A 12,293-nucleotide genomic window follows, 5' to 3' on the forward strand; every position below is an offset into this window, starting at 1 on the left:
CCCTTCACTAAACAATAGAATATTTTCCCAAAGGAAATATATAAGAAAAATCCAAGTATTTTTCGGAAGAATTAACGTTATTCGACAACAATCTAGTATAAATCCACAAAAAAAACCAGGCCCCCAATGGGACCTGGTCAAACTCTTACTTATTCCATAACATATAAACCGTTTTTGCTGCCTGAGCACGAGTGGCTTTGTCTTTAGGAGCAAAGCGTCCGCTTGCATATCCGGTCATGAATTCTAACTCTAGTGCAGAAAGGACGTCTTTTTCAAAACGGGAGGAGATTGACTTTCCATCCTTATAGTTATTCTTGATGGATGGCGTATAGTTTTCTCCACTTTTCATCTCATAAGCACGAACGACCATAGCAGCCATTTCCTCACGTGTGATCACACGTTTTGGAGCAAACTGGTCCTTCGTGATACCCTTTGTGATGCCTGCTTCATATGCAGCGTTGATATCATCGGCCAGTACTCCACCAACATCTTTGAAGTGCTTGCCTTCTGCTGTTAAATTCAGGGCACGTGCAAGTAAAGAGACGAATTCACCGCGGGTGATAGAGCCTGTAGGTTCAAAGGTTGTGTCCGTTTTCCCGTGAACAATTCCTTTTTCAACTAGGGCGTAAATAAAGTCTTCTGCCCAGTGACCAGCCGCTACATCACTGAATTTCTTCACTGAGTCACTTTGTTTTAGTTTAATCGAGTACTTTCCGAATCCACTATCTTGCTTCCCAAGGAACTTATACGTACTGGAATCCTTAATGTAATCCTGGGCCTTCACTGACGTTTCAAATACGACATTTGCATTTCCTTTCACAGGGGCAAAGGACCAGTTTCCGTCTGCTTGAGGGTCGATCGTCTTCTTCTCCATGATGTAATCTATGATCACATTACGGTTCTCATCCGGCGATTTCACAATGATTTTCGAATTCTTTACACCAGGGAATTTTCCACTTGCACGATAGTTATTGGTCGCAACGATGAATTTCTGGTTCGGATCGATGGATTTCCCGTTAAATGTAAGATTCTTGATACGGCTGGAGTTTTCATGCACCAGCACACCTTCTGCATCATACTTAGAAGGTTGCGTCACATCGATTTCGTAGGAAACCCCATCAATCACATCAAAGTTGTAAGAACGGTAATCTCCATTCACAAGGTTCTGTTCTTCTGATTTACCAGTGTCGATCTGATTGAATTGTCCGGCAGACATCTCCAACCATTCTTTGACGTCTGCACCCGTCAATAATACGGCTTGAAGTGTGTTTGGATATAAATATAAGTCAGATACGTTTTTAATCGCGATTTCCCCGGCAGGGATATCTGTATAATAATCCGGGTTAGAGCGTGTACCCGCTTTGAACGGGGCACCTGCAGAAAGAACCGGGATGCCATCATATTCCGTTCCCTTGATATACTTTTCAACATACCACTTCTGGGCATTCGTTACGATCTGCACAGATGGATCATCACTCACCAAGGCAAAGTAACTGTTAATAGGAGAGGTTGTTTCCCCAACGGCACTGCGCACCCATTCAATCGTGGCATCATGCTCTTCTTTCACTGCGTCAAGGATCGCCTGATCAGCTTCAACAGCAGGTGTTCCGTCTGCATTCAGAATGGAGCGGGTGGAAGCCTGGGTATTCGTTACATTCCATTTCCCGTCTTTTAATTCCAGCTCAAGGTCAACCAGTCCAAGATGATCTCCCCAAGAGCCCGGCATAACCGATCCAACGCCATTGATGGTTCCTTTCTTCACGTCTACGCCTTCGATTCCGGCATAGGATTCAGAAGGGAACACTCCATGTGAATGACCAAATAGAATCGCATTGATTCCTTCTACTTTAGAAAGGTCATACGTTGCGTTTTCCTCCATGCCTTCCTGTGTTACATTCCCGATACCGGAGTGAGGGATGGCAACGATGACGTCAGCACCTTCCGCCTTCATTTGAGGAACGAACTTGTTAGCTGTCTCGATGATGTCTTTTGCGATGACATTTCCTTCAAGGTTCGCTTTATCCCACTGCATGATCTGTGGAGGGACGAACCCGATGACACCTACTTTAATGGCATGTTCTTCACCGTCTTCATCGACCACGGTGCGATCAAGGATTTCATACGGCTTAAAATAGTTTTTATCATTTTCCGGGTTTCCATCTTTATCGTCAACATACACATTCGCGTTCACATATGGGAAGTTGGATCCTTTTAATGATGTTCCAAGGAAATCAAGACCATAATTGAATTCGTGGTTTCCGACGTTTCCGGCATCATAGTTCAGTAGGTTCATCGCTTTGTAGACCGGGTGGATTTCCCCATCCTGAAGAGGATCTTCCTTCGCTACATAGTCACCGAGGGGATTTCCCTGGATCAGATCTCCATTATCAAACAATAAGTTATTTTGAGATTCGGCACGGGCCTGCTTGATCAAAGTAGCGGTCTTGGCCAGTCCATATTTATCTGTCACTGTATCCTGATAGTAATCATAGTTTGCGAGGTTTACGTGGATGTCGGTTGTTTCAAGTATGCGAAGCTTAACAATATCTTTATCCATGACGTCTGCATATGTAATGGAAGGTGATACTTGAGGAACAATTAGACCTAAAGCGAGAGCGGCACCTGCTAGTGTTTTCTTTTTCAAAAAAATCTCCCCTTCAACCTGTAATGTCAAACAGGATAATAATACCACAGGGTCAATTATTGTCATACATAAAAATTTTAAATTTTACAAAAAATAGTCATAATGACATAAACTTTACCTAAAGAGGGACGGACCTTTACAAGGTCCGTCCCTCACCGTTATTCACTATATTGATTGAGCGTTAAGTCGAAGCCAGAGTGGATTTCTTTCATGTCTATGATGCGGAGGAAGTGCTGCAGCTTGTTCATGCATGGTTTGGTTAAGTCATCGACCACTTCGAAATGGTCAATGACCGCACATTTTTCCTGTTTCGCCATGGTAATTCCCTGAGACTTGAGATACGTGACGCTGCTGTTGATGGCATACGTAGATACCATGGCTTCCCCGACCTTACAATCACCTTTTGAGAATTCGAAATGGAATTGAATCGACGTATCCATATCGGAGTATAGAGGATTTACTTTCATGCTTATGCTTTTCATCATGAAGCCCCCTTTCTGTTATTGTACTTTTATCCTATCAGATAAATAAAAAAGAGGTATTTAGGATCAGAAAGCAGTATAGCTAATATTAGAATTAATTTAGAGGTATTTCACCCTTTTTCTTGATTTATATAACTCTGGGCATATTCCTATAAGAATATTATTCTTAAAGAAAAAAGCTTCCTTAATGCAGGAAGCTTTAACATGGTAATTAATATTGTGTTGGGAGTTCAACTTTTTGAATTTGTGCATTTGCAGTTTCAGTATCGTTATTAGCAAGCCCTGCAATACCAAAAAGAAGAACCGATGCTGTTATAATTGTAAGAAAACTTTTTTTCATAGGACTTTCCTCCCTTTCTTGTTCGAAACAATGTTCGGTAAAATAAAAGAAATATTTGTTATAATAATTAAAACACATATTCACATTTTGCACATTCTGAATATGGTGCCAAATTACCTAACTTAAAAGCCGATTAATAGGCTTTTCATTTGATTTCTTCAAAAATATAACTCTAGGCATATTTAGGGGTGGATTTCATGGATTTTAAAGCAGTGGGAAAAAAAATAAAAGAGTTGAGAAAAACGAGTGGTCTTTCTCAAGAAGATCTTGCAGAGGGAATATGTACACAAGCGCAGATCAGTAAAATCGAAAAAGGAGATGTCTATCCTTATGCTTCTACATTGTACCAAATTTCTCAGAAGTTAGGAGTGGATGTGAACTACTTTTTTGATATCGGGACAACTCCACGGCTAGATTACTTTCAGGAAGTATTCCATCAACTCCAGATACTCCGCAGAAGTGGGAAATACGAAGAAATGATGGATATTGTAAAAGCTGAGTTAGATAATCCGTTATTTTCACAAAACAACAAAAACTTACAGTTGTTGCTGTGGCATAAAGGGATTTATTTATATGAAGTAAAGAAAGATTTGAGTAAATCAGTTGATACTCTAAAAGAAGCCATCCATCTCACCCATAAAAAAGGGAAGATTTTGCTTGAGCGAGAATTAGAAATTTTCTTGGCAATGGGGGCCATTTATTTTAAAGAAGACATTAATAAAGCGCTAGAGGTTTTTGAGGAAGTTAAGGATCATCTTCAGCTTCTTCCCCACTTGAATGATTTTACAATAAAAACACAGCATTATTATCATATTACAAGGGTGTTAACTCGTCTTAATAGGCAGGAAGAATCAAATAAATATTGTGAAGATGGGATAAAATGGTGCCTGCATAAAGATAGTTTATTCCTATTAGGTGAGTTACATTATCAAATAGGATACAACATGGAGCTGATGAATAAACCTGAGGAAGCCGTCAAGTTTATGAAAAAAGCAATCATCGTTTTCGAAATTCAACAAGATACCAGACACATTCAATTTATTAAAAACAGAATTAAGGAATTAAGTGCACTGATTTAAGAAGGGGCCGTCGAAGAGTCAGTGGCTCCTGACTTTTCGACGGCCCTTTTTTTACGATATCTCCAAGTGCTTCTTTAACGTTTCCTGTATTTCACCGAGTTCCTCGTCTGGAATCAAATAATAGTAAATCCCATCAATTTTCGTACCAGTTCCATCCTTGATCCGTATCTGCTCAATTTCCTTCGCAGCAGCTTTATAATGCTTCTGAATATCCACCATCTCTTCAAAAGTCATATTCGTTTTCACATTATTCCCCAAGGCATCAAAGATATCATCGAATTTCCACAAGCTTGAAACGCTTGCTCCTTCATTGATGACGGCCTGGATGATTTCACGCTGACGAAGCTGACGACCGAAGTCACCGCGTGGATCTTCGTGTCGCATGCGGGTGAAGGCGAGTGCTTCTTTCCCGGATAAATTCAGTTCTCCCTTTTCAAAGGTATATCCACCCGAAGCGAAAGCCATGTCATTATTGACCGTCACTCCTCCAACGGCATTCACGATATCCTCGAAGCCTTCCATATTGATCTTCACATAATAATCAATCGGAATATCCAATAGATTCTCAACCGTATCCATGGACATCTCCACACCGCCGAAGGCATAGGCGTGGTTGATCTTATCCCGGGTTCCGTGCCCGATGATGTCCGTCAGTGTATCACGAGGGATGCTCAGCATTTTCACGGACTTCACTTGGGGATTCACAGTCAGGACAATCATAGAATCAGAGCGCCCCTTATCATTTTCCCGTTCATCGACCCCTAGTAGCAGAACAGAGAAAGGCTCTTTGTCGTTGAACTCTACTTCCTTCGTTCGCTTTTCGGAAACATCGCGTTCAATAGGGGAGTGCATAGTGTCTACTGCCTGATTAAGAGAATGATAGACACTGTATGCATAGGCGCCCCCACCAAGAACCAGCAGAAGCAGCAGGATCCCAAGGACCTTCACCCAGGTCCGTTTCTTTCGTTTCTTATGTTTTTCGCTTCTCATATGGTTATGACCCTCATTTATTTATAATGTTTAGACTACTTTATAACATATCAAATAACCGGGAGAATGGATAGTCATTTTCTACTTATTCTTGTTCAGAAATAAAGTATTTTTTTAGGTAATCAACCCATAAAGAGTGACCTTCTTCATTCGGAGTATCCTGTGTATCAACCAGATAGTTTTTCAGCGATTCATCACTCGGCCATGCCTTCCAATGATTAAGGTAGGTAATGCCCTTTTCTTCTGCATATTCCTTCAACTTCTCGACATCCCTGGGATAATATGTTGCCCCGTAGATTGGGTGAGTCGGTTGGAGAAGCAGGACAGCGTCTTTATTCGCTTCCGTCAATTCACGTTGAAAGATATCAATGCTGTCTAAATTATCTTCTGCACTAACCCCAAGGCTGTTGTTATTCAGTGAAAACGGCTCATATAGGACCATATCGGGAGCAAATGAGAGGACCTCGTCCAATTCATCCCCGTTAGTAAAATGAAGGGAATCCGTATCCCTTTGGAAAATCGACACCTCTAGTGTATCCCCATACTCTTCCTCCAACGCATCCTTCAATTGCACGCTCCAGCCATTACTTTCTTCTCCTAAGGCGAGGGATCCCACAAGGGCAAGCTTATATGCTTCCCCTTTTTCTTTCGCATCCTTGTAATCAGCCTGTGCTTTCTCAGGCCAATTCGAATAAGGGATTCCCTGTTTTTCAGCAGGGGCTGAACTCGGTTCTAATTCTCTCAGAGGCGATTTCTCTGATGACGAAACAGCCGTCCTCTCCTGCCAGTACATGTTTCCTAGAAAAAGAAACGCTCCGCAGCCAATAGTTAATAAAATTAGTAAGAAATTCTTCATATGTAAACCTCCATCTTTTTGGGAAAATGTAAGTAATTATTACCAACTTCTGAGACTCCCTTTCATAGGGGGTATGTATAGTTTAATATAGTAGTAGCATAAAGTGACAAGTTTATTAAAATTATTACAAGAAAAGATAAATTATACAATATTCACTATGATATAATATTACATATTTTCGGAATATTAGGAGGAGCTTATGGAAGAAACAATCAGTTTACGGGAATTGATGGAAACATTAAAGAAACGCATGAAATTGATTTTGTTAATTACTCTTACAGCCATTATCGTCAGTGCAGGGGTAAGTTTTTTTCTATTAACCCCTATTTACCAATCATCCACCCAGCTCCTGGTCAATCAATCAAAGTCGGAGCAGCCGGCTTATAACCCCGGGGAAATCCAGACGAATCTTCAATTAATCAATACATACAACGTCATTATGAAAAGCCCGGCCATTTTGGAAAAGGTCATTTCGGACCTGGATTTGAAGATGAATGCCTCCCAGTTAAACGGGAAATTGACGGTTTCGAGTGAGAATGAGTCACAAGTCATCAATCTGTCTGTACAGGATACGGATCCTTACCAGGCAGCAGAAATTGCCAACAAAACGGCAGAAGTGTTCCAAAAAGAGATCGTGAAAATCATGAATGTGGATAATGTCAGCGTCCTTGCAAAAGCGGAAGTGGGAGAGGATCAGGCACCTATCAAACCGCAGCCGGTTCTGAACATCGCCATTGCAACTGTAGTCGGATTGATGATTGGAGTAGGACTTGCCTTCTTACTGGAGTTCCTGGACAACACCATCAAAACCGAGCAGGAAGTGGAGAAGTTATTAGAGGTGCCGGTGTTAGGCTCGATTACAAAAATAAGCGATCATGAAGAAAAATCGACCAGTCGTGCAGAAAGAAAATCACGTGTAAGAGGTGAAACCGTTGGCTAAAAATAAGAAGAAGCTACTGATGAACACAAAGCGGAAGCTCGTGACGAAAACGGATCCGAAATCACCGATCTCAGAGCAGTATAAAACCATCCGTACAAACATAAATTTCTCTTCTGTCGATCGCGAGATACGTTCGCTCCTTGTAACCTCAGCGGGACCAGGGGAAGGAAAATCGACAACAGCCGCCAATCTTGCCGTCGTATTTGCCCAACAGGGGAAAAAGGTCCTGCTCGTGGACTCGGATATGAGAAAGCCGACGGCTCATTATACGTTTAACTTAACGAACACATTTGGCCTGACGACAGTGTTGACGAAGCAGCATACATTGTCAGAAGTGACGAATCCCTCTGATGTGGAAAATCTGGACATCTTGACATGCGGACCTGTGCCGCCGAATCCAGCCGAGTTAATGAGCTCGAAGGCGATGGAGCATTTCCTTGTGGAAGCCTATCAGGCATATGACCTGCTCATCTTTGATACCCCGCCGATCCTTGCTGTAACCGACGCACAGGTACTGGCGAATCAGGTACATGGTACGGTTCTTGTAGTAAGCTCAGGCACAACAGAAATTGACAGTGCTGTTAAAGCGAAAGACTTGCTTTCTTCCACGAAAGGAAAGCTGCTTGGCGTTGTATTGAATAATCGAGAAGTGAAGGACACAAGTTATTATTACTATTATGGAAAAAAATAGTGGGTATTCGACAATCTTCACCCCTTTACAAATATACCCACTAACGTACAATGGAAGAGTGGGTGAAAATAAGTCGAATTTCCTATGAAGGGAGGAGTCAATATGGTCGATATACACAGTCATATCCTACCCGGTATCGACGACGGGGCGAAAAACGTCGAGGAAAGCATTGAAATGGCGAAGAAAGCCGTTTCTGAAGGCATCCATACGATCATCGCGACTCCTCATCATAAGAACGGATCCTACGAAAATAGAAGGCAACACATCCTTCCATTAGTAGATTCATTGAATGAGAGATTAAGAAATGAAAAGATCGATTTGGCTGTTCTGCCTGGACAGGAATGCCGGATTTATGGAGAGATCCTCGAAGATTATCACCGTGGTGACATCCTACCTTTAAACCGAGTTAGCCCATACATATTCATTGAATTTCCGTCAAGCTCCGTACCACGATATGCGGACCGCCTCCTCTATGATCTTCAAGTGGAAGGCCTGACACCCGTCATCGTCCATCCGGAACGCAACGCAGAGCTCATTGAACGACCGGACAAGCTGTACAAACTGGTCAAGAACGGAGCCGTCACGCAGCTGACTGCCTCCAGTCTAGTCGGGTATTTCGGCAAAAAAATCCAGAAGTTTTCACAGCAGTTAGTTGAAGCCAACCTGACGCATTTCATCGCATCAGATGCCCACAATACACATAACCGCTCTTTCAAGATGGAAGAAGCCATGGATTATACAGAGAAAAAGTACGGGGTAGACATGGTCTATTACTTTACAGAAAATGCAGAACTACTCGTAGATGGTAAAGCCATCTATAAAGAAATCCCTGAACCTGTGAAAAAGAAAAAATTCCTGGGTATTTTCTAACTCCGGGTGATCAATTTGTAATCTGGATCCTTAATGTTCTTAATATAGAATGGTGTCAAATAATGTCAGAATAGTCTGAATGCACCACTTCTGTACATCGGTAATGTCTCCTCACCGTTAGCAAAGGAGGCACTCGGTCACACTGTGGGTAACGTAAACCTTAGACGCTCGTCGTCAGTGGTGGGATGTGAGGTGGGGTTAGATGCCCTAATTAATTATTACATTGAAATAAGCCAAAGTAAGGTAATGAAAACGCTTTAACGTTGCGTGAAGGAGATTCGTAATCTATGAGAGGTTTTACCAAGCTGCCAAAGTGTATCCAGAGAACCATCCGGTATATCTATCAGGATGCACCACAGGAACATTTCCAGGATATTCAGTCCCTTGTCAATCAAGCCATTGAGAAGAGACGAAAAGAATCTAAGAAAATATAAATACCTAAGGAAGGGATATATCATTATATGTTTTCCTTAGGTATTTATTTTGCTAAAAAGAAACAGCACAAGGTTGAACATGTTAAAAAGGAGGAAAACAAGTGAGCTATTCAAAACGAGTATCCCTGTTGATGTTATTGGATTCCATCATTGTGTTAACCGCTATTTATATTGGATATTATACGCTTAATCCGTACTTCAGCATTTATACTCTACCCACCCTCATCGTGAGTTCCGTTGCATTACTGGTCAGTCACCATGTGTTTGCATTCATTTACCGTCTGTATCATAAAGCATGGGAGTATGCGAGTGTGGGTGAGATGCTCGCCATCGTGCGCGCCGTTACCTGGTCGATTGTGACTGCAGCAGTTATTCAATTATTAGTGAATGGAAACGTGTATGTCCGTGTACTTGGCATCACCTGGATGCTTCACGTCATCCTGATTGGGGGATCGCGCTTCTCCTGGAGGATGTACAGAGACTATTACATAAAAACAAAACAAGAAAAGAAACGAGCACTTATCATCGGCGCAGGAGCTGCTGGCTCCATGCTAGTCCGCCAGTTTATGAAAAATCATGATGCAGAGATCCTGCCTGTAGGATTCGTCGATGACGATCCGAAGAAACAAAGGCTTCAAATCTATGGTGTCACCGTAGTGGGAAAAACGAAAGGTATACCAAAACTAGTGGAGAAACTAAACGTGGAATTAATCATCATTGCCATTCCATCCATGAGTAAGTCCGAGGTTCAAAAAGTGTATCAGGAATGCAGCAAAACAAAAGCCAAGACCCAGATCATGCCGATGCTTGAAGACATCGTGTCAGGTAAGGTGTCCGTCAATCAGTTCCGTGATGTACAGGTAGAAGACTTACTAGGTAGAGACCCCGTGGAACTGGATGCGAAATCGATTTCGGAAAAAGTGACGGGGAAAACGATCCTGGTGACGGGAGCTGGTGGATCAATCGGATCCGAGATCTGCCGTCAGGTGAGTAAGTTCAAACCGAAGAAGCTTCTATTATTGGGGCACGGTGAAAACTCCATTTACGGAATTGATATGTACCTTCGAAATAAATATAAAGCTGAATTTGATATTATTCCAATTATTGCAGACGTACAGGACCGTTCCCGTATCTTCGAAGTGATGGAAACGCACAAGCCGGACGTGGTATATCATGCTGCGGCGCATAAGCATGTGCCGCTGATGGAATACAATCCGAAAGAAGCGGTGAAGAACAACGTCATCGGGACCAAGAACGTAGCGGAAGCCGCCGATACATTCGGCGTCAAAACGTTTGTCCTTGTTTCGACGGATAAAGCCGTGAACCCGACAAATGTCATGGGGTCTACGAAGAGGATTGCTGAAATGGTGATTCAGAATCTGAATAAGCATAGCCAGACGAACTTCGTGGCAGTCCGATTCGGTAACGTACTTGGAAGCCGTGGAAGTGTCATTCCATTATTCAAACAGCAGATCCAGGCTGGTGGGCCGGTGACGGTTACTCATCCTGATATGACGCGATACTTCATGACCATACCGGAAGCTTCACGACTCGTTATGCAGGCGGGTGCGTTGGCGCGTGGCGGAGAGATTTTTGTCCTTGATATGGGTGAGCCGGTGAAGATTGTGGATCTTGCGAAGAATTTGATTACCTTATCGGGTTATACAATAGAAGAAATCGGGATTAAGTTTGCAGGGATTCGTCCTGGTGAGAAGATGTATGAGGAACTGCTTGGGGAGAATGAAATTCATAATGAAGCGATTTTTCCTAAGATATTTGTTGGGAAGACGGTGGATTTTGAATATGAGCGGGTTTCGAATCTGGTGGAGAATCATACGGAGTTTGAGCCTAAGTATTTGGCTGAGTATGTGTTGGAGCTAGCCAATAAGAAAGAGAGAGTATTAGTACAGAATGCAAACTAAGGGGTGGAAGAGATGCAGAAAGTGAGAAAAGCGATTATTCCGGCAGCGGGACTTGGGACACGATTCCTGCCGGCGACGAAGGCACAGCCAAAGGAAATGCTGCCGATTGTGGATAAGCCGACGATTCAATATATTATAGAAGAGGCGGTTGCTTCGGGAATTGAGGATATCATTATCGTTACGGGTCGTGGGAAGAGAGCGATTGAGGATCATTTTGATAAGTCGTATGAGCTTGAAGAGACGCTTGCGAAAAAAGGTAAGTATGAGCAGCTGGAAGAAGTACAGGGGATTTCCAAGTTGGCTAATATTCATTATATAAGACAGAAAGAGCCTCTTGGACTTGGGCATGCGATTTCGTGTGCGAGCCGGTTTATTGGGGATGAGCCTTTCGCCGTTTTACTTGGGGATGATATTGTTCATTCTCCCGAGAAGCCTTGTTTAAAGCAGTTGATTGATTTGTATGAGCGGTATAATTCTTCTGTGATTGGGGTGCAGGAGGTTCCGGAGCAGGAAGTATCAAAGTATGGAGTAATTTCGATTAATCATAATGGGATTGAGGATGGGGTTTATCATATCAATGACCTAGTAGAGAAGCCTAAGGTGGAGGAGGCTCCTTCTAATTATGCAATTATGGGAAGATATGTGCTTCGTCCCGAGATCTTCGATATTTTGGAAAACCAGACGCCTGGTGCGGGCAATGAAATTCAGTTGACGGATGCGATAAAGAAGTTGAATGAGCAGCAGATGGTGGTCGGATACGAGTTCCAGGGTGAGCGTCATGATGTTGGGGATAAGTTTGGGTTTATTCGGGCAACTTTGGAGTTTGCGTTGGAGCGGGAGGATTTAAGAGTTCAGGTAATAAATTATTTACAGGAAGTATTAAATCAAGAAAAAGTAGAAGAAATTAAATAGCCTGAAATGATAATTAGTAGGTTGGACATATGAAAATGTGCACCCTACTAATTATCTTTGGGATTAATTTGGTTTATTAGTATTTAGTTGGAGATGAGATGCTTAATTATTATAAATCCAGATAGATACTAAT

12 protein-coding genes are annotated in these 12,293 nt (G+C 42.3%); 7 read left to right on the forward strand and 5 right to left on the reverse strand.

Translation table 11 applies throughout. From position 1 onward, the window contains the following. Positions 1 to 145 precede the first annotated feature (145 nt). The 3 genes from CN378_RS12485 to CN378_RS22955 all read right to left on the reverse strand — a co-directional run bounded on the left by CN378_RS12485 (position 146) and on the right by CN378_RS22955 (position 3,466). Positions 146 to 2,644, reverse strand: coding sequence for a bifunctional 2',3'-cyclic-nucleotide 2'-phosphodiesterase/3'-nucleotidase (locus tag CN378_RS12485; RefSeq protein WP_257141126.1), 2,499 nt, complete (start codon positions 2,642 to 2,644; stop codon positions 146 to 148). A gap of 158 nt (positions 2,645 to 2,802) precedes the next feature. After that, a complete protein-coding gene (locus CN378_RS12490; RefSeq protein ID WP_098352394.1) occupies positions 2,803 to 3,126 on the reverse strand; it encodes a hypothetical protein in 324 nt (107 codons plus the stop codon). Between the two features lie 211 nt (positions 3,127 to 3,337). After that, positions 3,338 to 3,466 carry a hypothetical protein gene (locus CN378_RS22955; protein ID WP_257141127.1) on the reverse strand — a complete coding sequence of 43 codons (129 nt, stop codon included), beginning with the start codon at positions 3,464 to 3,466 and terminating at the stop codon, positions 3,338 to 3,340. Between the two features lie 197 nt (positions 3,467 to 3,663). Here CN378_RS22955 and CN378_RS12495 point away from each other — a divergent pair, with 197 nt between their 5' ends. Then, on the forward strand, positions 3,664 to 4,545 hold the full coding sequence (locus CN378_RS12495; protein ID WP_098352396.1) for a helix-turn-helix domain-containing protein: 882 nt from the start codon (positions 3,664 to 3,666) through the stop codon (positions 4,543 to 4,545). A 51-nt stretch (positions 4,546 to 4,596) separates the two neighbouring features. Here CN378_RS12495 and tagU read toward each other — a convergent pair whose 3' ends face one another. Next, positions 4,597 to 5,535, reverse strand: a complete 939-nt coding sequence (tagU, locus tag CN378_RS12500; RefSeq protein ID WP_098352398.1) for a polyisoprenyl-teichoic acid--peptidoglycan teichoic acid transferase TagU — start codon at positions 5,533 to 5,535, stop codon at positions 4,597 to 4,599. An 85-nt stretch (positions 5,536 to 5,620) separates the two neighbouring features. Beyond that, positions 5,621 to 6,391, reverse strand: coding sequence for an SGNH/GDSL hydrolase family protein (locus CN378_RS12505; protein WP_098352400.1), 771 nt, complete (start codon positions 6,389 to 6,391; stop codon positions 5,621 to 5,623). 199 nt (positions 6,392 to 6,590) lie between these two features. Between CN378_RS12505 and CN378_RS12510 the strand changes: the two genes are divergently transcribed. The 6 genes from CN378_RS12510 to galU all read left to right on the forward strand — a co-directional run bounded on the left by CN378_RS12510 (position 6,591) and on the right by galU (position 12,160). Next, complete coding sequence (locus tag CN378_RS12510; protein ID WP_098352401.1) at positions 6,591 to 7,331, forward strand: YveK family protein; 741 nt, start codon at positions 6,591 to 6,593, stop codon at positions 7,329 to 7,331. A 19-nt stretch (positions 7,332 to 7,350) separates the two neighbouring features. Continuing rightward, the gene (locus CN378_RS12515; RefSeq protein WP_179884904.1) at positions 7,351 to 8,022 is read left to right on the forward strand and encodes a CpsD/CapB family tyrosine-protein kinase; all 672 of its coding nucleotides are present in this window, start codon (positions 7,351 to 7,353) and stop codon (positions 8,020 to 8,022) included. A gap of 102 nt (positions 8,023 to 8,124) precedes the next feature. Then, entirely contained in the window at positions 8,125 to 8,892 is a 768-nt protein-coding gene (locus CN378_RS12520; protein ID WP_098352404.1) for a tyrosine-protein phosphatase, read from the forward strand. A gap of 287 nt (positions 8,893 to 9,179) precedes the next feature. Continuing rightward, positions 9,180 to 9,326, forward strand: coding sequence for a hypothetical protein (locus CN378_RS22640; RefSeq protein WP_179884902.1), 147 nt, complete (start codon positions 9,180 to 9,182; stop codon positions 9,324 to 9,326). A gap of 101 nt (positions 9,327 to 9,427) precedes the next feature. Continuing rightward, positions 9,428 to 11,248, forward strand: coding sequence for a polysaccharide biosynthesis protein (locus CN378_RS12525; RefSeq protein WP_098352406.1), 1,821 nt, complete (start codon positions 9,428 to 9,430; stop codon positions 11,246 to 11,248). Between the two features lie 12 nt (positions 11,249 to 11,260). After that, the gene (gene galU, locus CN378_RS12530; protein WP_098352408.1) at positions 11,261 to 12,160 is read left to right on the forward strand and encodes a UTP--glucose-1-phosphate uridylyltransferase GalU; all 900 of its coding nucleotides are present in this window, start codon (positions 11,261 to 11,263) and stop codon (positions 12,158 to 12,160) included. Positions 12,161 to 12,293: the final 133 nt, after the last annotated feature.

Source organism: Bacillus sp. AFS015802 (assembly GCF_002561455.1).
In the GTDB taxonomy this organism is placed as follows: Bacteria; Bacillota; Bacilli; order Bacillales; family Bacillaceae_B; genus Rossellomorea.

Coding starts and splice junctions, on each gene's coding strand:
- CN378_RS12490 (WP_098352394.1), bottom strand. CDS start 3,126: ATGAAAAGCATAAGCATGAAAGTAAATCCTCTATACTCCGATATGGAT.
- CN378_RS22955 (WP_257141127.1), bottom strand. CDS start 3,466: ATGAAAAAAAGTTTTCTTACAATTATAACAGCATCGGTTCTTCTTTTT.
- CN378_RS12495 (WP_098352396.1), top strand. CDS start 3,664: ATGGATTTTAAAGCAGTGGGAAAAAAAATAAAAGAGTTGAGAAAAACG.
- tagU (WP_098352398.1), bottom strand. CDS start 5,535: ATGAGAAGCGAAAAACATAAGAAACGAAAGAAACGGACCTGGGTGAAG.
- CN378_RS12505 (WP_098352400.1), bottom strand. CDS start 6,391: ATGAAGAATTTCTTACTAATTTTATTAACTATTGGCTGCGGAGCGTTT.
- CN378_RS12510 (WP_098352401.1), top strand. CDS start 6,591: ATGGAAGAAACAATCAGTTTACGGGAATTGATGGAAACATTAAAGAAA.
- CN378_RS12515 (WP_179884904.1), top strand. CDS start 7,351: ATGAACACAAAGCGGAAGCTCGTGACGAAAACGGATCCGAAATCACCG.
- CN378_RS12520 (WP_098352404.1), top strand. CDS start 8,125: ATGGTCGATATACACAGTCATATCCTACCCGGTATCGACGACGGGGCG.
- CN378_RS22640 (WP_179884902.1), top strand. CDS start 9,180: ATGAGAGGTTTTACCAAGCTGCCAAAGTGTATCCAGAGAACCATCCGG.
- galU (WP_098352408.1), top strand. CDS start 11,261: ATGCAGAAAGTGAGAAAAGCGATTATTCCGGCAGCGGGACTTGGGACA.